Source organism: Bacillus oleivorans, assembly GCF_900207585.1.
Classification (GTDB): Bacteria; Bacillota; Bacilli; order Bacillales; family JC228; genus Bacillus_BF; species Bacillus_BF oleivorans.
On the sequence record NZ_OAOP01000012.1, the window covers coordinates 94,838 to 118,751 of the forward strand.

Consider the following 23,914-nt stretch of genomic DNA (forward strand, 5'->3'; position numbering starts at 1 on the left):
TAGAGATTTATCGGAAATGTGTGATTTGAAGATGGTAAGAGAATAGGGAAATAAAAATCAAAGTGCTGTCATAAACAGCACTTTAAGTTTTTATTAAAGATATATTTCTATAGAGGGGAATTAAACCTGTATCCTGATTTTACTGATGAATATGTAAGAAAATGAGTTAATCCGAGTCGACACTCTTTTCTGCAGCTATAAATATATTGGTAATCAGCTTCGCAATAATAGCAGCGGCTAAATAGACCATAAACAGATAGATATAGTTCATGTTTTCCCCTAACTTGAATAACCCCATAACTTCTATAATTGGCTTAAACAGGAATGCAAAGAAAAGACAAACAAAGAACGCATACACATAATAATTTTTCCCGGTTTTCAATAACCATTGATAGAGGAGCATGTATACTACAGGGATGAGTGCGGCATCTAACCCAACGTTGACTGGAAAAAAGGGAAAGACTTTATAGGGATATTCCCAAAAACCATTTCTAGTCCCGAAACCATCGAAATATAGAGCAATCATATGGTGAGTATAGCCAAAGAATCCAATGTGTAAGGCTCTTTTTCTGTCAAGGAAAAAGAAAAGAGCAATTAATGGTACAACGAGCATTATAAAATTAAACCAAAATTGCCAGGTATACAACCCTGAAAATTCAAACCAATAATCAATCCAATTTTTAGATAGATCTTTTTCTTGTTTGATTAATTCTTCAAATTGTTTTAATTGTTCATCGTACATCCTTAGACTCCTTTTACTGACCAAATCTAACTGTTTTTTCCATAGTTTGTACCGGTTGGTAAAATTTTATAATTTATTTTTCGGAACTGACTGAGATTTGATTTTGCTAGAGTACCATATATATACACATTGTTTCTTAAAAAAACATCTTGTTAGGTTTAAACGGTGATAACAATTTTAATTGAAACAATGACGGTTCAGGTTCTGGAAAAGATGGTTTGTCAATTACATCTGCTTGTCGCAGTAAAGCGTCCAATGAAGGATGAGCAGGATTTTTTTGAAGAAACAGAGGGACGGTTCTTCTGTTTCATGAAACAGAAGAACCGTCCCTCTGTTTCAAAAAAGATAAATCAATATTCACAGCATATAAACCCAAGCCAATTAATATAATTTGTACAAATATTGACTGACATGTTGTTTCGGCCAATTGAAGTGAAAAATGAAATGAGTATTCTATTTTCCTGAAAAAGGGGGAGGAAAAGGGGATGAAGAAAAGGGGCTTTGCTTTATTTTTCATATTCTCGTGTTTGACCTTTCTATTAATGGCATGCTCGAATGAGGGACAAACCGATGAAGAGGGAGAACCGAACAATGATCCTGGAGTGGTTCAGGAGTTAAAAATTGCGAATGATCAGGAACCGGCAGGGTTAGATCCTCATAAGACGCCAGCTCATTCATCGGTGCGGATTTATTCGCAGATTTATAGCGGTTTGGTTCAATTTGATGAAAATATGAATATCGTGGGTGATTTAGCGGTTGATTGGGAACAGCCCGATGACAAGACGTATATTTTTAATCTTCAAGAGGGCGTGAAGTTTCATAATGGCCGGGAAATGACAGCTGAGGATGTCAAATATAGCTTTGAACGGATTTTAGCTGAAGAAACGGCTTCTCATATTGCTTCTTATTTTGCCAATGTGGAAAGTATTGAAGTTCTAGACGATTATAAAATTCAGTTTAACTTAAAAACAACAGATGCTACATTTTTAGCTAATTTGACCAACTCCAGTGCAGCTGTCGTAGCAAAAGAGGCAGTTGAGGAAAATGGTGACTTGCAGCAGGTTGCAGTTGGAACGGGTCCTTTTAAATTTGTAGAGTGGGTGCCTGATAATCGGGTAGTTTTAGAGAAAAACGAAGACTATTACAAAGAAGGCTTACCAAAGCTCGATAAAGTGATTTATTACACAATGAAAGAAGAAGCAGCAAGATTATCGGCGATACGTACGGGTGAAGTAGATTTAACCACTCTCACCGCACAATCTGCAGCTCTCATTGAAAATGAACAAAATGTCGAGATTAAAAGCTATCAATCATTGGAATACAGCTACGTCGGATTTAATGTAAATGCAGAACCATTAAACAATGAAAAAGTCCGCCAAGCTTTAAGCTTAGCGACAAACCGGCAAAGTATAGCCGATATTGTCTGGAATGGGGATGCGATTGTTTCTGGTCCAGTTGCGCCTTCGATGGGAGACTGGGCGATTGATGTAACGCAGCATGAACTCTATGCGAATGATCTTGAAAAAGCAAAACAGCTGCTTGCGAATGCGGGTTACCCGGATGGCTTTGATATTACCATCACGACAGCTTCAACTTATGCAGATATGGTCGATACGGCCCAAATTCTGCAGCAGCAATGGGCAGAAATTGGGGTCAATGCTGAAATTAAGCAAATCGAGTGGGGCGAGTACATCGATACCTGGTCCAATACATCGGCTGATATTTTAGTGGGACGCAACGGATCGGGTACAGACCCGGACCGTGCCCTCAATTACTTTTTCCATACAAACGGGTCGGCCAATGTGTGGGGCTTCTCGGACAGTGAGTTTGATAGCTTAGTTGAGACCGGAAAAACCACAATTGATCAAGAGGAACGGAAGCAAATATACGTTAATGCGCAAGAAAAACTATTAGAATTATCGCCAAATCTATTCCTAGTATCCCCAATGAAATATGTGGCGGTTCGAAATACTGTCGAAGGCTTTACACCATATCCGCATAATGGAGAATACATTGTTGAGACATCAAAAAAATGATGAGGAGAGGCTGCTAATGAGCAGCCTCCGATTTTGAATAAGGGTGAGCATGATGTATGCATACATTCTAAGAAGATTATTAATGCTAATTCCTGTTTTATTTGGCATATCGATCTTTATCTTCTGTACTTTACGAATTATACCTGGTGACGTGGCTCAGACGATTTTAGGGACGGACGCCACGCCTGAAGCCTTGGCCCAGTTAAGGAAGGAGTTTGGCCTAGATTTGCCGCTGCTTGAGCAGTATCTGAACTGGATGGGAGGAGTGCTGCTCGGTGATTTCGGTGAATCCATGCGGACGGGGAAAGAGATTCTGCCTGATATTTTAAGCCGATTTGCGATTACCTTTGAGTTAACGTTGTTAGCTGCGCTTATTTCTTGGATTATTGCAATTCCTCTAGGAATTATTGCCGGAATAAAGCGTAATTCAAAAACGGATTTTTCCGTTAGAATTATTTCTTTACTGGGCGTTTCAGTTCCAAACTTTGCTTTTGCCATCGTGATAATCATGCTGCTTGCGATCTATTTCTCCTATAGCCCTCCGGTTGGGTATGTCGGTTTTTTTGAAGATCCGATTACGAATCTGCAAATCTTAATTTTACCTGCATTTGTATTAGGAACCTCAATGGCAGGTGCGGTTATGAGAATGACGCGTTCGTCCATTTTAGAGATTTTAAGACAAGACTTTATTCGAACGATTCGGGCAAAGGGTGCGAAAGAACGAGTCGTCATCTTTAATCACGCCTTGAGAAACGCGATGATCCCAATATTAACGATTATCGGGATGCAAATTGGAGTTTTGTTAGGCGGCACTGTTATTATCGAGCAGATTTTTTCGTTGCCTGGATTAGGACAACTTGTTTTGACCGGCATTAATCAGCGAGACTTTACCGTCGTTCAAGGCTCAGTCCTCTTTATTGCCTTTGTTTTTGTCATCATCAATTTAATTGTTGACCTCTTGTATTCTTTTTTGGATCCAAGAATCACGTACAAATAAAGGAAGTGAGATCTCAGGTGAGAGGATTCTTTCAGAGATTACTAGATGATAAGGTGGGTTTAATCGGATTTATCGGAATTGCCCTCGTGATTATCATGGCTGTCATCGCCCCGTTTGTCGCACCTTATAGACCAGACCAAATGTTTACGGATCATGTCTTGGAAGGACCCAGCAGTCAGTTTTTATTCGGAACGGATGAACTGGGGAGAGATATTTTTACGAGAATTTTATATGGTGCACAGGTTTCCTTAAAAGTAGGGATTATTGCAGTTGGGATTGGCGCAGGTCTAGGTTTGCTGTTAGGGATGATTAGCGGCTACTTCCAAGGGAAAGCCGACCAGGTGATTATGCGGATTATGGACATTTTCTTTGCCTTTCCTGATATTTTACTGGCGTTAACCATTGTCGCTGTTTTAGGACCAAGCTTAACCAATACGATGATTGCAATTGGAATTGTTTTTACTCCGGTTTTTACAAGGCTCGTAAGATCAGCTGTCCTTGCCGTGAAAGAAAATGAATATTTGGCGAGTGCTGTAGCGATCGGAGTTCATCCTGTGAAGATAATTTTTAAACATATCACGCCTAACATCATGGCCCCCTTTATTGTACAAGTGACACTTGCTTTATCAGGGGCCATTTTAACAGAAGCGGCTTTAAGCTTTCTTGGGTTAGGGGTGCAGCCGCCTGATCCGTCATGGGGTGTAATGTTAAGTGAAAGCCGGACATATATGGAGTTTGCTCCATGGACGATTCTCTTTCCGGTCGGGGCCACGGTGTTTACGATATTCTGTTTCAATTTGTTAGGAGATAGTTTACGAGATTTGCTGGATCCGAAGTTGAGGCAGTAGAGCGTAACTCGTTCTGAGTTATGTATGGTAAACCGGCTCTTTGTTCGCTTTAACGGTAGCGAATTCATTTAAATGGAGACTGCGTTCGGATAAACAGGGGTTGAGTTCGGATAAACCGGGGCTGAGTTCGGAAAAAGGGTAGCTGAGTTCGGAAAAAGGGTAGCTGAGTTCGGAAAAAGGTGTCTGAGTTCGGAAAAAGGGTAGCTGAGTTCGGAAAAACCGGGGCTGAGTTCGTAAAAAGGGTGTCTGAGTTCGGAAAAAGGGCAGCTGACTTCGGATAAACAGGGGCTGAGTTCGGAAAAAGGGTAGCTGAGTTCGGAAAAGGGGTAGCTGAGTTCGGATAAACAGGGGCTGAGTTCGGAAAAAGGGTGTCTGAGTTCAGAAAAAAGGTGTCTGAGTTCGGAAAAGGGCAGCTGATTTCGGTTAAATAGAGGCTGAGTTCGGAAAAAAGAGTGCTAAGTTCCGAAAATAGTACCTGAGTTGCTATAAACAGTTACTATCGCCAAATATAAGGGGAGAATAACCTTGAATGCAGTTTTAGAAATTAAAGATCTGTCAATTGATTTAAACAGCAGAAGGCAATCGGTGAATGTTATCAAAGGGATTAATTTAGAGATCGGGAAAAAGATGAAGTATGGGATTGTGGGAGAGTCAGGGAGCGGGAAAAGTCTTACGTCGCTTGCAATCATGAATCTTCTTCCTGAAGCATTACAAATAAAAAGCGGGAGCATTACCTTAAACACGAAAGAGAAAAAAGACCTGACCAAACTCTCTAAAAGGGAAATGCAAAATGTAAGAGGGAACGAGATTTCAATGGTCTTCCAAGAACCCATGACTGCGCTCGATCCCTTATTTGCGATTGAGCACCAGTTATTGGAAGTTCTTCGATTTCACCGTAAATATGAGAAAAAAGAGATGCGCGAGCTGGGACTCGAAATGATCTCAAAGGTTGGCATCTCCCGTCCAAAGGACATCTTTAAAAGCTATCCGCACCAGCTTTCAGGCGGGATGCGGCAGCGGATTATGATTGCGATGGCGTTAATATGCCAGCCGAAATTACTGATTGCCGACGAGCCGACGACTGCCTTAGATGTTACGATACAAGCGCAAATTCTGGACTTGATGAATGAGCTGTCGGTAACCCATGAAACTTCCATCCTCATGATTACCCATGATTTAGGTGTAATTAATGAAACATGTGAAAGAGTAGCCGTGATGTACGCTGGCCAAATTGTAGAGGAATCAGCCGTTGCGGAACTATTTGGTCAACCTGCTCATCCTTATACACAAGGTCTCCTGCAATCAATCAGGTCGTTAGGAGATCATAAAACAACGTTATATTCGATCCCTGGAAATGTCCCGACTCCTGTTCAATATCAGGAGCTTGGCTGCCGCTTTGTCAGCAGATGTCCGTTCGCCATGGAAAAATGTAAAACCCAAGAGCCTCCGATGTTAGCTGTTTCAGATGACCATCACAGTAAATGCTGGCTCCATGAAGAGGAGGGACAAAATAGATGAGTAACCATTACGTATTGGAAGTCAATCATTTAAAAAAATATTTTCCGGTTAAAGCCGGCATTTTGATGAAGACAAAAGGTTATATAAAAGCAGTAGATGACATTAGCTTTAAGGTTAAAAGGAAAGAAACGCTAGCATTGGTCGGGGAAAGCGGCTGCGGAAAATCAACAACAGGCAGAACGATTCTTCGTTTATATGAATCCACATCCGGGGAAGTATTTTTTAAAGGGGTCAATATTTTAGAGATTTCTAAGGGTCAATTTCGGAAAATGAGAAAAGACTTGCAAATGATTTTTCAGGATCCGTTTAGCTCGTTAAACCCGCGCATGACTGTTAAGGAATTATTGACCGAACCATTGCTGACTCATAAACTGGCGACCCGCAAAGAAGCGGTTGAAATCGCAGAAGAAATGATAGAAAAAGTGGGGCTGTCAAGTGCACAGCTGAAACTGTATTCCCACGAATTTAGCGGCGGACAAAGGCAGAGAATCAGTATTGCCCGAGCGTTGATTGTCAAACCGGAAGTCGTGATTTTAGACGAAGCTGTTTCTGCCTTAGACGTTTCGATCCAATCGCAGATCTTGAATTTGCTGATTCAGCTTCAGGAAGAGTTTGAATTAACCTATATATTTATTTCGCATGATCTGAATGTGGTCAAGCACATCAGTGACCGGGTCGGGGTCATGTATCTAGGACAATTAATGGAGCTGGCTGACACAAGCAACCTTTATGAAAATCCGCTTCATCCTTATACAAAAGCATTATTATCTGCGATACCATCACTGGATCCTTCAGAAAAGAAGGAAAGAATTATTTTGCAGGGGGATGTACCTGATCCATCCGATCCGCCATCTGGCTGTCCATTCCGCTTAAGATGTTCGTACGCGTTTAATCGGTGTGCAAGTGAAAAACCATCATTTCAAGAAATAGAAAGGAATCATTGGGTGGCTTGCCATTTATATGATGAAAAAGAGAGGGAAATGCCCTAATCCAAATCCGGAATAGGGCATTTATTTTAAATATTTGATAAAACTGCTTTCCTTAATAACCGGGAAGCTGCTTCTGGATCGGCTGCTTGGCTAATTGCCGTAATAACCGAAACACCATCAGCACCTGCTTTTACAATCGGACCTGCATTCTCTGCTGTAATCCCGCCAATTCCTACTAGGGGGATGTCGAAACCTGTCTGTCTTAATTCTTTTATAAAACTTAACCCTTGAGCTTCTTTGGCGTCTTCCTTCGTAGTCGTAGGATAGATTGGACCAATCCCAAGGTAATCGGCTCCTGCAGCAATCGCCTTTTCAGCCTCGCTTAAGTTATGTGCAGAAACTCCAAGAATTTTGTTTCCTATCTTTTTCCGAACCACATCAGCTGGTTCATCCTCCTGGCCAATATGAATACCATCCGCATCAATTTCAAGGGCTAAATCGATATCATCATTGACGATAAAAGGAACATAAATGGATTGACAAATCGATTGCAGCTTTTTCGCAAAGTTGAGTTTCTCTTCACCCTGAAGACAGCCTTTTCCTTTTTCACGGAACTGGAAAAGGGTAATGCCTCCTTTAATCGCAGCCTCTAACACGACTTCAGGAGCCTGCAGGCAATTAGGACTGCCCAATATAAAATACACTCTTAACAGTTCTCTTAATGGATCCTGCTTAATTCTGTCCATACATGAGCTCTTCCTTTTTCCGATTATTAAAGGCCCAGTGGTTGGTCGGCCCGTGACCGCTGCCGAGCTTGAGGTCATCCTCGATCGCAGCCTGAATAAATAACTTCGCCCGTTTTACTGCTTCTGCAACACTCATGGCGTCAGCAAGACCTGCAGTAATCGCTGCTGAAAAAGTGCAGCCAGTTCCATGTGTATTATTCGTTGCAAGCCTTTGGCTCTTCAGTTCATAAAAATCTTTTCCGTCAAATAAAAGATCTGTCGCGAAAGCTTCGTCATCTTCATGACCGCCTTTTAAAATCACATGTCTCGCTCCTAAGCTGTGCAGCTTTTGCACCGCCTCTTTTTTATCCTGTAAGTTTGTAATCGTAAAACCAGTCAAAACCTCAGCTTCCGGAATATTCGGAGTGATCACCATTGCTAAAGGGAGGAGAAATTCTTTCATGGCAGCAATCGCATCTTTTTGCAGCAGGCTGGCTCCTCCTTTTGCGATCATAACTGGATCAATCACGATATGTTTCCACCTATTTCGCACAATCTCAGCCGCTACAATTTCGATAATTTCCGCATCAAAGAGCATCCCCGTTTTTACAGCATCGGGATTTAGGTCTTCTGCAATTGACTGAATTTGTTTTTGAACAGCCTCAGGCTTAATGGGATAAACACCCTGAACCCCTAACGTATTTTGCGCAGTCACTGCAGTCAAAGCGGACATACCAAATACGCCAAGTTCCTGAAATGTTTTTAAATCTGCCTGAATGCCAGCACCGCCGCCGCTATCAGAGCCGGCAATCGTTAAAGCTTTTTTCACGCCCATCGGAATGCCTCCTTATTAAATCATTTTTTCAAATGAAGCATACTTCTCTATATCTTGAGTACCAACTTTGTGCAGAGCATTTAAAAATTCACTCTGAAACAATCCTGGCCCTTTGTCGCTCGCTGCTTCAGCTGCTATTTCCGCTGCAACACCGTACACAACTAAAGCAGCTACCGCCGCTTTTATAGGATCCTTTTCAAGAGCTGAAAACGCGCCTATTACTGAAGTTAATAAACACCCTGCCCCGGTCACCTTTGTTAAATAGGGATGACCGTTGTTCATGATATAAGTTGTTTGACCATCTGTAATCACGTCTTGTTTGCCAGTTATCACGATAGTGGTATTAAGTTTCTTCGCCACTTTAATACCCATCTCAATCGGATTGCCTTGTGCTTCGCCTGTATCGACCCCTTTAATTTGCCATGAAAGGTCTCCGGCATTTGCAATTTCAGCCGCATTTCCTCTCACAATAGAAATGTCGAGATCATTTAATAGTCTTTTAGCTGTTTCGGTCCGATAAGGGGTTGCCCCGGCACCAACTGGGTCAAAAATGACTGGAACTCCGTGTTCATTAGCCGAGCGGCCGGCAATCAGCATGCTTTCGACTTCCTCGGCAGTCAAGGTACCGATGTTTAGCACCAAGGCACCGGCTATTTTTGCCATATCCGAGACTTCCTCACGGGCATATGCCATAACAGGGGAGGCACCAATAGAAAGAAGCCCATTAGCGGTAAAATTAGTGACGACCACATTTGTAATATTGTGGACGAGCGGATTGGTTTCCCTTAGTTTATCTAATAAACTGCTAATCTCGTGAACATTCATTTTAATTCCTCCTCATGTTTTATTTCATGACTAGACCGCCATCAACAATCAGATTCTGTCCAGTAACGGCTCTAGCCCAAGGGGATGCAAAGAATACAACAGCATCCGCAACTTCAGCCGGGTCGGTGACCTTTCTTAGTGGAGTTGTATTCTCGATTAATTGGAACACTTCCTCAGAGGTTGCGGAACTTGCATCCGTAACTTTTAATAGCCCGCCTGAAACCATGTTGACTGTAATTCCATATTGGCCTAATTCATTTGCCATATTTCTTGTGAAACCAACAAGGGCGGCTTTGCTAGTTGTATAATCGTGATAGGCAACCACTGGATTTTGAAATAAATTGGTCCCGATCGAGATAATCCGGCCATAACCTATTTCTTTCATATCATTTATTCCCGCCTGAACGGTATTCAGAGCACCGCGAATCGCACCTTCTAACTGGGCGTGATAGTCTTCCCATTCAATGAAAAAGGCATCTTTCTTGGCAACTGGATCAAATTTAAAATTCACGAGTGCATTATTCACAATGGTTGTAATCGGGGAGCCAAAGTGTTTTTTAGCTTTAGCAAACATCTCCCGAACTTGGATTGGATTACGGACATCAGCACGAATTGCAATCGCTCGTTCTCCAATCTGATTTTGTAATTCATAAGCATTTTCTTCACTATGAAAATAGTTAATCACAACTCTTGCACCTTCCCGCGCAAATGCCTTGACCGTCTCGAGCCCTAAGCCCCTGCTTCCTCCGGTGATTAGGACAACCTGTTCTTGAAGTTTCATATAAATCCTCCTGGTTTATGATATCAACTGAGCTTCGGATTAGGGGTATCCGATAAAAAGAAACAACAAAAAAACCAGATCTATGTTCGGACCTGGTTAAAAGTGCAAGTATGCAATAGTAGTAATAAAAAATAATACTCTCACAAACACTACTTTCCTACGCTGGTATAACCCAGATCAGGTCCGAAGGGTAAAAAACAGATCGGTTTTCTTCTCAGCCCGCGCATCAGGCACCCCTAGTAGTAAGCTATTCAGTTGGTTACTTTCATTTTAGCGGGAAAAGGCGTGCCTGTCACCACCCGAATTTTCTTGTTTCGCCAAAATGTTCACGGATATCTCTTACATTTCGGCACTATTTTTACTTGCATCCACCGTTTCCTGCTGGTTTTGGACAATCGAACTTCCTTTTTTTAAAAAGTAAAACGCTGCGAAAAAACTTAAGGCTGCACCATAAAATAGGGCAGGGTGGCTAAAAAGGTCCATCAGAAGACCTAACAGTCCTGGTGCAATAATCGCAGAAGCCATCGAGAACAAATAATACAACCCTGTAAAAAATCCAATTTTATTTCGGCCGCCTAAATCAGCGACTAATGGATAGGCTTGAACATTGATTAAGGCCCAAGCAATCCCGCCTATTAATAAAACGATTTGTAACAGCAGCATTTGGTTTATTCCAGGTATCGATACTGCAACTTACTGAAGCAAAGGAATAGTAATGAAAATAAGCGGGAGTGCAACCAATCCAATAAGCATGACTGGTACTTTACCCCATTTACTTCCAAAGAGACCTGCTGGAATCGCAAAGAGGACGAAGGATAAGCTGAAAAAACCGAGCGTCAAGCCAGCTGTACTTTCATCCATTTTTACATGTTCCACCGCATAGATGGTGAATTGAGACTCAATTCCGGTGTAGCCAATAAAATATAGAAAAATAGCTGAAAGAATATAAAAATGTCCCCTGAACTCGGGTTTCCTTAAAGTCTTTAATCCCTCAATTAATGAATGGGCCGCCTGGCTTTCATCTAATGAATCACTCGTCTTTCCGGCATAAGCCGGCTTTCTGTCCACCGTAAAGAAAAGCAGGAAAAAGGCAAAGAAAAGGAGAAGTCCCGCCAAGTTAAATGGATAAGTACGGTCTATTCCGTATAAGATGGATAATCCAAATAAAGCCACAATCGCTCCGACCCCACCCATGAAATTGATAATTCCATTTGCTGTGGACCGCTTTTCAGAAGGGGTGTGATCCGGCATTAACGCAATTACTGGAGCCCTGTAGATCGTCATCGAAAGCAAGAAGAAAATATCGACGAGAATAAGGATCCAGAATGTGATTGTCGAAACGTATGGAATCAAAATAAACGTTAAAGCAGCTAGCGGCATGCCCACAACTAGGAACGGGAGTCTATTTCCGATCTTCGTGTCCATTCGGTCAGACCAGGCTCCAATAAAAGGGATTAACAGAACAGCCAGCAAATTATCTAGACCCATAATACTGCCGCGGATTGCCTTACTTTCGATATAATTACCTAGAATCAAAGGCATATACGCATTATAAAAGGTCCAAATCAATGTTAAAGCAAAAAAGCCACTCCCAATCACAAAAATTTTCGAGTAAGAAAAAGGTCGATTTGGTTTCATACAACACCTCGATTATTAAAGTACATGGTATATATTCGGTTAGATCCAAGTGTTTTCCTCTTTTGTATACCGTTTCAGAAATGGTGACTTATTAAGAATATTTTGTTCTTAGTCAAATAATAGACTTTAGGGATCAGTTCTTATATGGGGGTGGGGGGGCATTCAAGAATCAGTTAAAGGCGGGATTGATCTATACGAAATTGGAACTTTTTTTGAGCTAACGTAACATCTGTTTTCGATGGAAAAAGAGCACAAAGTACAATATAACACCATTTAAAAACTATTCTTTTTTATTCTGATACGAACATATGCAACTAGTAATATAAGCAGTGGTAATAAACCCCCTACCATATAACTAGTGATTAACAGCACTTTCACATCCCATTGTTGCTGTTCAACAACATTCGGAAACATCATAGAAGTAAATGCAGTTAGGATCATCCCCATCGGTAAAACGATAGGACGATAATTTTTTAGATTCAAAACCTGTCCAAGTCCTGCACAACATGCATAAAAGTAAATAATCAGCTTAAAATATACGGCTATGAACCACATGGTCGCTACTATTACTTCTATTCGTTTAATAAAGTCACCTACATTAATTTTTTGGGCTAATACATAGCTTGGGTAAGGAAATCTTGCAGTGGCATCTGCTCCTAAAACCAGGATGGCTAAGATTGTTACAATAAAAATGATAATTCCCCCTATAATTTGACCTGCATAAAATGATTTTTGCCCTCCCTTGAGCTTATTGACACTTGCCGGGAAAATCATCAGTAAATAGATGGCGTTTATTGAGGAAACAAATACTAAAATAAGGGTAGGATAAAGCAAGGGCTTTATACCATTTTCCAAAACAGGCTGTAAATTCTCAAACTTGCTGTGAGGTATAACAAATAACAGCAACAAAAATAGGAAGATAAAGATTACCCAAAATATTTCTGCTGCACGTGAAAATGTTTCTAAACCGATGCGGACAGCCATTACCAAAAGGATAGTTGTCATGATATGAAGTACTTCTATAGGTGTTTCGGGCAAGAGATTTACCCGAAAGAAAGTGCCTGAATAGAAAAGAAGTTCTGCTGAAGCAATAAATGCGAACCAAACCATAATGATTGATAATATTTTTCCAGGCCACTTGCCAAAGAGTTTTTCATTGATTTGGGCAATGTTCATATCTGGGAATAGCTGAGCAATTTTATTAAACATCCATATCACAATTAACCCTATGCCGATACTAAGTATCACTACTAACCAAGCATCCTGCTTTGCATATTTTGTTATAACTGATGGAAATACAAGTATACTTGTTCCAATCGTAAAAAAAGTTACTAATACCCTAAATTGGCGTACAGATATTTTTTCATTTTCAAGCATTGGCACTTTCCCTCACTGATTATGTTAAAATTTCATACAAAAAGTCACTTAAAGGCTGGAAGATCATATACATCCCTCTTATAGGGTTAGGAAGGGTTATCTGAAAACTATGGGCAATCGATAATCCAACTCCAATCAATAGAAGAACAGAGAATACCCATAGTTCTTTCTTTAACCTTTTTCTTTTTAGATGGGGGACATCGATTGCAATGATAATCAAAGCAGCAGCTACTACCACCATGGATGTCATGTAAAAACTCCTCTTTTAACAAGCTGGTTTCAATTATTTCCTTTGTCTGGTTTAGGCATATCTGTATCCTCTCGTTCTATATTACGTTGACTAATAAAACGCGGACGAGATACTTGAGCCCATCGCGGAAATTGAAATACGGCATCTTTTTGATCTTCTTTAATATAAGGAGCAAATGGTGACAAATAAGGGACTCCAAACGATCTCAAATTGCATAAATGAAGGATGACTGCAAAAAATCCAAACGTTATTCCAAAAAAACCAAATGAAGCTGCTAAACCCATGAATGGGAAACGAAGCATTCTAATGGATATGGATAAATTATAAGAACTAACAATAAAACTTGATATCGCTGTAATCGAAACAACAATAACCATCGCAGCTGAAACGATTCCTGCCTCTACTGCTGCGGTTCCAATGACTAAAGTTCCAACAATCGATACTGCCTGACCAATAGCTCTTGGCAATCTCAATCCTGATTCACGCAAGATCTCAAAAGTAACCTCCATCATAAGAGCTTCAACAAATGCCGGAAACGGAACCCCTTCACGTTGTGCTGCCAGACTTATTAATAATGGTGTTGGCAGCATTTCTTGATGAAAAGTCGTAATCGCAATATATACGGATGGTCCTAACATCGCGATCAATAAACCGATTAATCTAAGAATCCGTAAAAGTGTCGTAATATCAGAGCGATTATAATAATCATCTGGAGCATGAAGAAATTGAATGAATACGGCCGGGACTATTAATACGAACGGAGTTCCATCGACAAGTATGGCAATCCTTCCTTCTAAAAGATTTCCAGCAATCACATCAGGACGTTCAGAACTATAAATGGTAGGAAAAGGGGTATATGTCTCATCTTGGATAAGTTCTTCAATATATAAGGTATCCAAAATACTGTCAATGTTAATCGTATCTAAGCGTCTCCTGATTTCTTCTATTACTTTGTTATTAGCAATTCCTTTAATATACATTAAAGACACGGTAGTCTTTGTTTGTTTTCCCATTTTTCTTGATTCTAGCCAAAGATTAGGATTATTTATTTTTCGGCGAATTAACGCGGTATTGACGCGAATATTTTCTGTTAAGGCCTCCCTTGGTCCCCTTATGGAATTTTCGGAAGATGGTTCCGTAACATTCCGTTCTTTTCCACCTTTCATGCTAATAGCTAATCCGACGGAATATCCATTGATCAAAAGAATGACATTTCCTGAAAAAAGGGATTCGTATAGTGAATTATAATTAGAAATATCTTTGATTTCTGCAACTGTCAGGGTTGTTTCTTTTATGTTTAAAACAAGTTCTTCCATACTTATCGTGTTTAAATCTGCCTGTGGAAAATCTTTCATCAATGATTCTAAGATGAATTCCTGGTTCGAAATAGTATCGACAAGCCCATCGGTAAAAATAATGCTTGCTTTTATTGATTTTTCTCTTCCGATCCGGAATTCACGTATGATTATATCTTCACTGTACCCAAGAGTTTCTTTAATTTTTTGAAGGTTTTCAGCTAAATTAGTATATAATTGATCATGGTTTATTTGATTTTGTGAATTATTTGCCTGTTTATGCTGTTTTTGTTTTCCCCGATGTTTTCTTGGTGATTTCTTGAAAAAATCCACAGATGATCCCCGCTTTTTTTTCATATTTTTTTCCAAAATCATCCCTTCTATACTGTTGAAAATAAACATTTTTTAAAATTATTCAGTTTTTGACAAACTTCTCTTTATATGAGAATACTTTGCAATTTATTCGTTTAGGCTAACCATATACACTCATATGAACTAGAGGAGTCAGCGGATGAATCGTAAAATCCTTACTATTTTCATTTGTCTTTCATTGTTTATGATGGTTACAGGATGTTGGAATCGAAGAGAATTAAATGATCTGGCTATTGCTGTTGCATTGGGTATTGACAAAGTGGATGAGCAATATCTGTTAACTGTACAAATTGTAAATCCAGGTGAGATTGCAGCCAGGCAAGGGGGTGGGAGGAGCACTCCTGTTGTCGTTTTTCAAGAAAAAGGGGAGACATTATTTGAATCTTTGAGAAAAATAACGACTAATTCTCCAAGAAAAGTATACCTGGCTCATCTTAGAATGTTAGTATTTGGTGAAGAATTTGCAAAAGAAGGGATTAGGAATACAATGGATTTTATTTCAAGAGATCATGAAATAAGACCAGACTTTTATTTTGCGGTAGCAAAGGATTCAAGAGCAGAAGACATATTAAAAGTATTAACATCATTAGAGGATATTCCAGCCAATAAATTATTAAGTGCTCTTGAAACTTCCGAGAAAGTGTGGGCTCCTACTATGTCCGTTACATTTGATACACTGAATTCCAAGCTGAGTAGTCAAGGAGCTAACCCCATCATAACTGGTGTTATGAAAACAGGCGATAGCCAAACTGGCGGAAAAAATCAAAATATAGAGAATATTGATCCCCCTGTAAGACTTAAATATGATGGAATGGGGGTTTTTAAGGGTGAAAAATTAATTGGGTGGTTAAGTGAAGATGACAGTAAAGGATTGAATTTTGCACTTGGAGAGGTGAAAAATACAATAGTAGCGACCTCATGTCCCCAAGAAGAAGGAAAAGTAGCATTAGAGGTCGTTCGCACAAATGCAGAATTAAATACAACAGTAAAAAACGGAGAACCGACAGGAACTATAAAGTTGTTTATAGATGCCAATGTAGCTGATGTAGAATGTTCAGGTTTAGATTTAACTCAAGTAAGCACCATTGATGATCTTGAAAAAAGAACTGGAGAAAAAATCAAGGACCAAATAAATTCTTCAATAGAAGCTGCTCAAAAAAAATATAAATCAGACATTTTCAGTTTCGGTGAAGCTTTACATCGTTCTGAACCTGAATATTGGAACGAGATAAAATCAGAGTGGGATCAAAGGTTTTCGGATATGTCAGTCACTGTAGATGTTAAAGTGAGAATTCATCATACCGGTACAATTGGTAATTACGACATTCAAGAGGAGGGGAAACCGGGGTAACAGGAAAAGACTACTAGTTAACTGAATGAAAGATTTGATAGAATAGACCAGAACAGAGAGGATGTAATGAGTCAGAGGGGGAAAAGCAGTGCAATTAGAAAAGTTTATTGATCGCAGGAAAAGTCATTCCGTAAAGTGGTATTTAAACAATGATGAAATCATCCCGCTTTGCATTGCAGATATGGATTTTCAGGTTTCCGAAGAGATTCGGTCGGCAATTTCCCAAAAAGCGCTACATGGGATATACGGCTACAGCACTTTTTGTGAGAGATATTTTGACGCCATCATCCATTGGTGGGAGACACAGCATCAATGGGAGTTAAAAAGGGAGTGGATTCAATTTAGCCCAGGAATTATTCCAGGGATGAATTTGCTTTTAAAAGTATTAACTAAGCCTGGAGATCACGTTATCATACAGGAGCCTGTATACTACCCTTTCTACCAGACTATTAAAACACAAGGCTGCCTGATTCAAGAGAATTCACTGATCTATCAAAATGGCCGCTATGAAATCGACTTTGTTGACTTTGAAAAGAAAGCTGCTCACCCGCGTGCAAAAGTATTTATTCTTTGCAACCCTCATAATCCAGTAGGGAGAGTGTGGTCTGAAGCAGAATTAAAGCAGTTAGGCGAAATTTGTGTCAGGCATAATATTATCGTTATTTCCGATGAAATGCATTGTGATTTAACGTTTAAAGGTTTTCGGCATACTCCGTATGCGACTGTTGCCCCGTCACATCTTATGAATACCATAACCTGTGTCGCTCCAAGTAAAACCTTTAATATTGCCGGAATGCAAAGTTCCATTATCATCATTCCTAATGATGAGGTTCGTGAAAAATACCAAGAAATATTAGAAGGTTATGGCCTTATGAGACCGAATGCGTTTGCGATTGAAGGAACGATTGCTGCCTATTATCATGGGTTACCATGGCTCATACAGGTCAAACAATATTTAGAGGAAAATGTAAACTTTGTAACGAGCTATCTTGAGGAGAATATTCCTGAAATTAAACCTGTAAAGCCAGAAGCCACCCATTTAATTTGGTTAGATTGCCGGGATTTGCCGATTGAACCACAGAAACTTCATTCATTCTTTTTTGAAAATGCGGGTATTCGTTTAGATGAAGGGCGAAAGTTTGGTCCTGGCGGGGAAGGGTTTGAAAGAATGAATATTGCTTGCCCGCGTGAGATTTTAGAGTCAGCACTGGGCAGAATTGAAAAAGCGGTTAAAAACATACAAAAGTAGATCGGTTGCATTGTGATGCAGTTTCTTGGCAGCCTTTTAATCGTATTAAGAGCAGATTTTAAGAAAGGAGTGATTACATGTCCATAGACATTGAGACATTTCCTGTATTAGAAACTGACAGACTAGTATTAAGAAAAGTTATCAAAGAAGATGCACATAGCATTTTTAAGTATCTCTCTGATGAAGAGGTAATGAGGTATTATGGATTAGAACCTTTTCAAACAGTCGACGATGCCTTAAGTGAGATTTCATGGTATGAAACGATACAAAACAGTAAAACTGGCATTAGATGGGGAATTACTTTAAAAGGTGAAGGAGAGGTTATTGGAAGCTGCGGTTTCCATAACACTGTTTCTCAGCATTATCGTGCTGAAATTGGGTTTGAGTTAAGTAAAGAGTATTGGGGAAAAGGAATAGCTAGTGAAGCCATTAAAGCTATGATAAGTTTTGGATTTGAGCAAATAAATTTAAATAGGATCGAAGCGTTAATTGAACAGCAAAATTTCCCCTCACAAAAGCTTGTAGAAAAACAGGGCTTTATCAGGGAAGGATTATTGAGAAGTTATGAGTTTACTCGCGGTAAATTTGATGACTTATATATGTATTCATTGTTAAAAAAAGACTTTATTATTTTTTAATAAAAGTTCATACATTTATTGGAAAGATGGAATAAATATATTGCCATATTTTGAAATGGCGCGCCTGTCACCACCCGAATGTTCTTGTTTCACAGGCATAGAAGTATTTTAGTTAGATGATTGAATCGAAAAAAGTTGTGATTGATAATGTTCAGCGTAAGTCATAGTCCAAAGGAGACAAGCAGCATATATATAAGGTAAGGGGAGAGCGATTTCGGCAGGGTTTTATTAGCAGGCTGAAAGGAGATCGCTCTCTAATAGACGAAGGGTGGTGGTGCGTTTGATCAATTGGAAAGTGCGGTTTAAGAATCCTACTTTTATTTTTACAGTTTTTATCCCTGGTCTTATTTTTCTTACTCAAATGATATTGTCTTTCATCAATACTTTTATATATCCAATTGGTTTCACCATTTCAGATGATGCTGTCAATGGATTATTAGGAATAGTTAACTTCATTGCATTTACGTTCTTCGGTATAGGAGGAGTCATCGATCCGACAACGAAGGGTATAAGAGATAGCATAAGAGCAAGAAAATATACGAGACCGATGTAAACTGCTTATTAAAAGAGAAAGGAATTACCTCAAGACCCGTTTCTTCTGTGAGTTATCAGGAGAACGGGTCCAATTCTGTCCAATGGAATCCAACTTCCTTTAGGAAAATAAAAAACCGCTCAAATCTAAAATCCAAGCGGCTGAAATTGAAAATTAATTCTATTTAGTAGTAACAACTAAAATAAGGGACAGAGGTTTACCGTCAATCGGGTCAAACGGCTCTTGGCAATCCGCAAGTTGAAGTCCTGCTTCATGAAGGTCTCGAACCCACGATGCCAACGTTCGGAAATACCAAGGCATACTTGCCTGATAGCCTTCACCCATACCATCGAAATTTTCGATTCTCCAGCCATTCTCGTAACGGTCCATCTCGTTATGGATGACAGAAATAGGGTGGAGGGTTTGAATAATGATTTTGCCAGATTTCTTTAATACAAGTTTGCTAGCTTCAAGGACAGACTGAATCTGTTCTGATAAAAGCGAAAAATTAAATACAACCACATCAAAATTGCTTCCTACCTTAGTCGGATCATCTGAAAATTGGCCGTAGTTCAGCCAAAAAAATTCTCCGCTGCCCAGTTTCCTGGCCGCATCAATTAAAGGTTCACTGCCATCAATCCCGACGACTCGAATATCTTTTCTTGCAAGTTCTCTTGCAAGCCAGCCTTCGCCGCAGCCTATGTCTAAGACAGCTTGCGGGTCTTGCGCTAGGATAGCCTGAATAATCGCTGGATTCGTAACTGTTTTCCTGCTCTTAATTTTTTCCTCTCTAATCGATTCAGTCCAAGCCTTGCTATTAACCTCCCAGCTTTCTTCAAGCTGCTCCTCATAATGATTCACTATTTTTCCCCCTAACATATAGATGTTTTTAAATGATATACCATTGATTTCCAGATTCCAGAATGGTATGATATAAATATTCTATAAGAATTGGAGGGTTTCCTTTGGTGTATTGCAGATTGCGATTCCAAGGTTTGAACAGATAATTGAATCGTTCAAAGTCTCTGCCGTCTGTGCAGAGTAAATGGGATTGGTCTGCCTATCTTTAGGAAGCCTTTTATTTTACGGTATGTAAGAAAAGGGGGGACGAATTCGGCCCCTCTTTTTGCTGTCTTCAAATAAGTGAAACTACGCTTTTCCCCGTCCAAAAAGGGGAGAAGTCTATCCATTTTTTGAGCAACGGGCCAAAGTGTCTGGACCCCTTCCATTGACGTATGTACAGGCGGGATCAGTCTGTGTTTTTTTATATTTATGAAATGGAGGAAAACATGTATGCCAGAAAAACACAAAGCGCTCCTTGTCGGTGTGAATTTAAATAGTCAGGATCACTTCGATTATTCGATGAAGGAATTAGAAAACTTGGCCGAAGCCTGTGACTTAGAAGTAGTGGGAAAAGTCACTCAAAATCTCAGCAAAATTCATAAAGCCCATTACCTTGGGTCTGGTAAGCTGAAGGAAACCAGTGAGCTTTTTAATGAAACAGGAGCTAATATAATCATATTTAACGACGAATTATCTCCCACTCAGACCCGAAACCTTGAAGAAATATTTAATTGCGAAGTCATCGACCGAACGATGTTAATATTAGCTATTTTCGAAAGAAGGGCCAAGACAAGAGAAGCTATGCTCCAGGTTGAAGCAGCCCATTTAAAATACATGCTGCCGCGGATTGCCGGTCAAGGTGAGTCATTAGGACGCCAAGGCGGGGGAGCGGGTTTAAAAAATCGAGGCTCGGGGGAAACCAAATTAGAACTCGACCGCAGAAAAATCGAAGAGAAAATTTCTTTTTTAAACAAAGAACTTGACGTACTTGTCAGTCAGCGTAAAGTTCAAAGGAATCTGCGGAAAAAGAGCGGGGTACCGCTTGTGTCTCTAGTTGGATATACAAACGCCGGAAAATCAACGATTATGAATGCATTGGTGAGGAAAAATAGTGCTTCGGATAACAAACAAGTTTTCGAAAGAGATATGCTGTTTGCCACCCTCGACACGTCTGTCCGGAAAATGAAGCTGCCGAAAAACCAATCGTTTCTGTTAGCAGATACGGTCGGATTCGTGGATAAATTGCCGCATCATCTAGTCAAAGCATTTCGCTCGACACTAGAGGAAGCAGCATCTGCTGACCTCCTAATCCATGTCGTTGACTATTCGAGTCCGTACTATCAGGAACAAATCAATGTCACAAATAAAACTTTAAAAGAAATGGGAATCGACCATATTCCGATGATATATGCTTTTAATAAGTCCGATTTAACCGATGTAGAGTTTCCGCTGAAAGAGGGGAATCGGCTGTATCTTTCAGCAAAAGAGGGAACAGGAATTGATGAACTCGTCGACATGATTAGCGAGCAAACGACAAAGGACCATATCCATTGTGAGATGCTGATTCCCTTTGATCAGGGGGGACTGATTTCTTATCTCAATGAATATGCTAGTATTCTTGCGATTAGTTACGAGAATGAAGGAACAAAATTAAGCCTAAAGTGCAGGAAAAGTGATTTTGAGAAGTATCAGCAGTATGTGATTTGATGTGGACCTATCTCTCTGTCAAGAGCAGGGGGATAGGTTTTTTCATTTCTTTGGTCTAATCCATAATCTCCTTCTTATGGAATGAAAAGTTCGGCTTCCATTCTTGCTATTTCTTCAGCTAATACCCGACTTCCCCCTTGAGCTTCAATTAATGTACCGAACACTTGTATCCAATCCCCAAGCGTAGTGATTTCTTGTCCTTTCAGCTGGATATAATCATCACTTGTTATAACCTGCTGTGTAACACCGATACTTTCTAATAATTGGCCAATCGATTGAATCCAAACTCCATGTATGATTTGTCTTTCATTTGGATCAGATCTGATTTCCTCACTAATCGATGCAATTTTTGATAAGAGGATTGCCTCCATGAACTGACCAATAAATTGAATCCAGACTGCAATCGAAACTTGTTTTTCAAGCTGTAATATCAAATCCTCATTGTCAGAGGTGTTATTTTTTTTGGTTTCCTTCGAATTTTCTACTTGAGATGTCATGTTTTTCACCCCATTTCATTACATACTTATGCAAGTTAATGGGTGAATGCCATTGATAAACTTATAGACTTCGCCTAGCTGTCGATTTAATTTTTCCTAATTTGATAAATCATTGCAGGGATTACCAAATACAATGCATAAGCAAAGGACATCCATGAGGTAAAAGCAATCACCTGAGAGTCATTCAATTTTGGAAAGATAAGAGAGTGATTTGATAATGAAATAGTATCTAACGTTAAACCAATAATCGTTCCGATCAAACCAAACTTTAAAGCTGCGTTTTCTGTTTTATCGAAAAGCAAGTATATATAGGTCACACCCCATAATAAAACGCCAGTGCCAACAATCAATAGGCAAAGACTATAGAAAAAATGATTTGTACCAGGACTAAAGAGGACGTTTTCACCAAAAATCACAAAAAATAAGGTAGCGAAAGCCCAGACTAACACACCCCAAATCCCCGTAAAGAAATAATTTTTCATTATTCTTTTCCCCCTATAAGTAATTGGTTAAGTCCTTTAAATAACTGTTCAAACTCTGTAAATATCTTTTCAGCAGGAAAATCATTTTGCAGGAGAGCTTGAATTGCAATTCCATCCACCATTGCATTCAATAACACACCCCAAGTCTCTATGGAAACACCTTCTATTGGGGATTTGGGCCACACCTTAGATAAATTTTCAAATAAAGCTCTATTTTCATTGAAAAGAATAGCTCCAAGCTGCTCTCTGATTTTTTCATTCGTAAAACTAGAAGTAACTAAAGTAAAGAACAATTTATGAAAAAATGAGTCATGAGAACAGCGTTGCTTAGCTGATTCAAATGCTTGCTTTATGATCGATTCATTACTGCTTTGTGAAATTTCATACCATGAGCTTTGACAAACATCATCAACAATATCTAAGAGCAGCTGCTCCTTGGTTTTAAAATGGTAATAGACGGTTCCTTGTGTAACTCCAGCCATTTCAGCAACAGCTCTTAAAGTAAATTTTTCTATACCCTTATCCACCAAACACTCCTTTGCACTTTTGATTAAATCCGATTTACTTATAACATTTGGTTTAGCCATTTTAATTACTCCACCTTCTTAGTTATTCAACTAACTAACTATAAGATATATTTTACCATTTTGGTTTTTGTGTGACAATGTATTTTTTAAACTGCTATTCAAAATAGCATATAGCATTTAAGTGAGGTGCTGTTTCAGTGAATTGTGTTACGTTCCGACATCCGGGGAATTAAGTATTTGTTCTGCAAAATGCGTTTTATATGGTCAATACTACTAAGGATTTCCGCGGCAGCATGATTTCCGTGAATATCTTAGAGGGCAGCGACTTTCATAACCAAACTTCCTTCTAATAGTTAATTAGTCTTGCTCTCTTCCTGTAATCGTTTTATCTCTTTTTCTAAATAATCCAACCGCCGGTGGATTCTATAAAATAGCGGAAGGTAAGCGATAATAACAATAATGACCCATCCCATATGGGTGACACCTCCTTAAATGATTAGAAACTGTTTTTAAACTCTAGCAACCTTTAATAAGCGGTACATAATAAGTGCAAATGCTAGAGTTAGCCACAATGCAGGCAATGTAGTATTTAGCGGACACTGGTTCCGTTATTAATGAAAAAAGCACGTTTTTTTGTAATTTGCGGACATAGGTTCCGTTATTGACGCTAAATGACGACAATTTCTTGTCAAAATGCCTAAATAACGGATCTCTTGTCCGCAAGCTCCGCGGATCCCCCTTATTTTATTGAAATAACGGATTCTATGTCCGTTACGAGACAGATATAAGATCGTAGAAGTCAATTTAAGCTCTTGTGAGACAAAAAAGCAACGCAATTCGATTAAAAAAGCATATTTTTAAAAGTAAAACACCTTCATTAATGATTTTACCATAAAAATCCAGATCAAATAAAACAAGTT

General features: G+C 39.4%; 25 protein-coding genes and 1 riboswitch. Of the genes, 11 read left to right on the forward strand and 14 right to left on the reverse strand.

The genetic code is table 11. From position 1 onward, the window contains the following. Positions 1-166: 166 nt before the first annotated feature. Complete coding sequence (locus tag CRO56_RS20625) at positions 167-742, reverse strand: CBO0543 family protein (RefSeq protein WP_097160519.1); 576 nt, start codon at positions 740-742, stop codon at positions 167-169. 165 nt (positions 743-907) lie between these two features. On the opposite strand from CRO56_RS20625, the gene CRO56_RS20630 reads away from it, so the two are divergent. The 6 genes from CRO56_RS20630 to CRO56_RS20655 all read left to right on the forward strand — a co-directional run bounded on the left by CRO56_RS20630 (position 908) and on the right by CRO56_RS20655 (position 7,130). Further along, positions 908-1,132, forward strand: a complete 225-nt coding sequence (locus CRO56_RS20630; RefSeq protein ID WP_097160520.1) for a hypothetical protein — start codon at positions 908-910, stop codon at positions 1,130-1,132. 95 nt (positions 1,133-1,227) lie between these two features. Next, positions 1,228-2,778 (forward strand): ABC transporter substrate-binding protein, encoded by a 1,551-nt coding sequence (locus CRO56_RS20635; RefSeq protein ID WP_097160521.1) that lies wholly within the window; start codon positions 1,228-1,230, stop codon positions 2,776-2,778. A 52-nt stretch (positions 2,779-2,830) separates the two neighbouring features. Next, positions 2,831-3,775 (forward strand): ABC transporter permease, encoded by a 945-nt coding sequence (locus tag CRO56_RS20640; protein WP_097160522.1) that lies wholly within the window; start codon positions 2,831-2,833, stop codon positions 3,773-3,775. Positions 3,776-3,792: 17 nt separating this feature from the next. After that, positions 3,793-4,623, forward strand: coding sequence for an ABC transporter permease (locus tag CRO56_RS20645; RefSeq protein ID WP_097160523.1), 831 nt, complete (start codon positions 3,793-3,795; stop codon positions 4,621-4,623). Between the two features lie 525 nt (positions 4,624-5,148). Then, positions 5,149-6,141, forward strand: coding sequence for an ABC transporter ATP-binding protein (locus CRO56_RS20650; RefSeq protein ID WP_097160524.1), 993 nt, complete (start codon positions 5,149-5,151; stop codon positions 6,139-6,141). After that, positions 6,138-7,130 (forward strand): ABC transporter ATP-binding protein, encoded by a 993-nt coding sequence (locus CRO56_RS20655; RefSeq protein WP_097160525.1) that lies wholly within the window; start codon positions 6,138-6,140, stop codon positions 7,128-7,130. The genes CRO56_RS20650 and CRO56_RS20655 overlap by 4 nt, the downstream gene beginning before the upstream one ends. A 26-nt stretch (positions 7,131-7,156) precedes the next feature. Here the strand turns inward: CRO56_RS20655 and thiE are convergent, their stop codons facing one another. The 9 genes from thiE to CRO56_RS20695 all read right to left on the reverse strand — a co-directional run bounded on the left by thiE (position 7,157) and on the right by CRO56_RS20695 (position 15,153). Further along, positions 7,157-7,816: a thiamine phosphate synthase gene (gene thiE / locus CRO56_RS20660; protein ID WP_097160526.1), complete on the reverse strand. Its 660-nt coding sequence runs from the start codon at positions 7,814-7,816 to the stop codon at positions 7,157-7,159. Beyond that, positions 7,803-8,630, reverse strand: a complete 828-nt coding sequence (thiD, locus tag CRO56_RS20665; protein WP_097160527.1) for a bifunctional hydroxymethylpyrimidine kinase/phosphomethylpyrimidine kinase — start codon at positions 8,628-8,630, stop codon at positions 7,803-7,805. Before thiD ends, thiE begins: the two co-directional genes overlap by 14 nt. Before the next feature lie 15 nt (positions 8,631-8,645). Then, on the reverse strand, positions 8,646-9,455 hold the full coding sequence (gene thiM, locus CRO56_RS20670; protein WP_097160528.1) for a hydroxyethylthiazole kinase: 810 nt from the start codon (positions 9,453-9,455) through the stop codon (positions 8,646-8,648). Positions 9,456-9,474: 19 nt separating this feature from the next. Beyond that, the gene (locus CRO56_RS20675; protein ID WP_097160529.1) at positions 9,475-10,236 is read right to left on the reverse strand and encodes a 3-oxoacyl-ACP reductase; all 762 of its coding nucleotides are present in this window, start codon (positions 10,234-10,236) and stop codon (positions 9,475-9,477) included. Positions 10,237-10,373: 137 nt separating this feature from the next. After that, a riboswitch (TPP riboswitch) is annotated at positions 10,374-10,484 on the reverse strand. A 91-nt stretch (positions 10,485-10,575) separates the two neighbouring features. Then, positions 10,576-10,899: a hypothetical protein gene (locus tag CRO56_RS23325; RefSeq protein WP_245856046.1), complete on the reverse strand. Its 324-nt coding sequence runs from the start codon at positions 10,897-10,899 to the stop codon at positions 10,576-10,578. Between the two features lie 30 nt (positions 10,900-10,929). After that, positions 10,930-11,874, reverse strand: a complete 945-nt coding sequence (locus CRO56_RS20680; protein WP_245856048.1) for an MFS transporter — start codon at positions 11,872-11,874, stop codon at positions 10,930-10,932. Between the two features lie 273 nt (positions 11,875-12,147). Then, positions 12,148-13,251 carry a GerAB/ArcD/ProY family transporter gene (locus tag CRO56_RS20685; RefSeq protein ID WP_097160530.1) on the reverse strand — a complete coding sequence of 368 codons (1,104 nt, stop codon included), beginning with the start codon at positions 13,249-13,251 and terminating at the stop codon, positions 12,148-12,150. A 19-nt stretch (positions 13,252-13,270) separates the two neighbouring features. Further along, the gene (locus CRO56_RS20690) at positions 13,271-13,501 is read right to left on the reverse strand and encodes a hypothetical protein (protein WP_245856049.1); all 231 of its coding nucleotides are present in this window, start codon (positions 13,499-13,501) and stop codon (positions 13,271-13,273) included. A gap of 29 nt (positions 13,502-13,530) precedes the next feature. After that, on the reverse strand, positions 13,531-15,153 hold the full coding sequence (locus tag CRO56_RS20695) for a spore germination protein (RefSeq protein WP_097160561.1): 1,623 nt from the start codon (positions 15,151-15,153) through the stop codon (positions 13,531-13,533). 154 nt (positions 15,154-15,307) lie between these two features. Between CRO56_RS20695 and CRO56_RS20700 the strand changes: the two genes are divergently transcribed. From CRO56_RS20700 to CRO56_RS20715, 4 genes are all read left to right on the forward strand, one after another. Then, the gene (locus CRO56_RS20700) at positions 15,308-16,519 is read left to right on the forward strand and encodes a Ger(x)C family spore germination protein (protein WP_097160531.1); all 1,212 of its coding nucleotides are present in this window, start codon (positions 15,308-15,310) and stop codon (positions 16,517-16,519) included. Between the two features lie 88 nt (positions 16,520-16,607). Further along, positions 16,608-17,768 (forward strand): MalY/PatB family protein, encoded by a 1,161-nt coding sequence (locus tag CRO56_RS20705; protein ID WP_097160532.1) that lies wholly within the window; start codon positions 16,608-16,610, stop codon positions 17,766-17,768. A 77-nt stretch (positions 17,769-17,845) separates the two neighbouring features. After that, entirely contained in the window at positions 17,846-18,406 is a 561-nt protein-coding gene (locus CRO56_RS20710) for a GNAT family N-acetyltransferase (RefSeq protein ID WP_097160533.1), read from the forward strand. Positions 18,407-18,686: 280 nt separating this feature from the next. Beyond that, positions 18,687-18,959, forward strand: a complete 273-nt coding sequence (locus CRO56_RS20715; RefSeq protein WP_218839657.1) for a phage holin — start codon at positions 18,687-18,689, stop codon at positions 18,957-18,959. A 159-nt stretch (positions 18,960-19,118) separates the two neighbouring features. On the opposite strand, the gene CRO56_RS20720 is transcribed toward CRO56_RS20715, so the two are convergent. Then, the gene (locus tag CRO56_RS20720) at positions 19,119-19,799 is read right to left on the reverse strand and encodes a class I SAM-dependent methyltransferase (RefSeq protein ID WP_179714383.1); all 681 of its coding nucleotides are present in this window, start codon (positions 19,797-19,799) and stop codon (positions 19,119-19,121) included. A 432-nt stretch (positions 19,800-20,231) separates the two neighbouring features. On the opposite strand from CRO56_RS20720, the gene hflX reads away from it, so the two are divergent. Continuing rightward, positions 20,232-21,488, forward strand: a complete 1,257-nt coding sequence (hflX, locus tag CRO56_RS20725; protein WP_097160535.1) for a GTPase HflX — start codon at positions 20,232-20,234, stop codon at positions 21,486-21,488. A gap of 74 nt (positions 21,489-21,562) precedes the next feature. On the opposite strand, the gene CRO56_RS20730 is transcribed toward hflX, so the two are convergent. From CRO56_RS20730 to CRO56_RS20740, 3 genes are all read right to left on the reverse strand, one after another. Then, positions 21,563-21,985: a DUF6944 family repetitive protein gene (locus CRO56_RS20730; RefSeq protein ID WP_097160536.1), complete on the reverse strand. Its 423-nt coding sequence runs from the start codon at positions 21,983-21,985 to the stop codon at positions 21,563-21,565. Positions 21,986-22,071: 86 nt separating this feature from the next. Then, positions 22,072-22,467, reverse strand: coding sequence for a DUF5367 family protein (locus CRO56_RS20735; RefSeq protein ID WP_097160537.1), 396 nt, complete (start codon positions 22,465-22,467; stop codon positions 22,072-22,074). Further along, positions 22,467-23,054, reverse strand: coding sequence for a TetR/AcrR family transcriptional regulator (locus tag CRO56_RS20740; protein WP_097160538.1), 588 nt, complete (start codon positions 23,052-23,054; stop codon positions 22,467-22,469). The genes CRO56_RS20735 and CRO56_RS20740 overlap by 1 nt, the downstream gene beginning before the upstream one ends. Between the last annotated feature and the right edge of the window lie 860 nt (positions 23,055-23,914).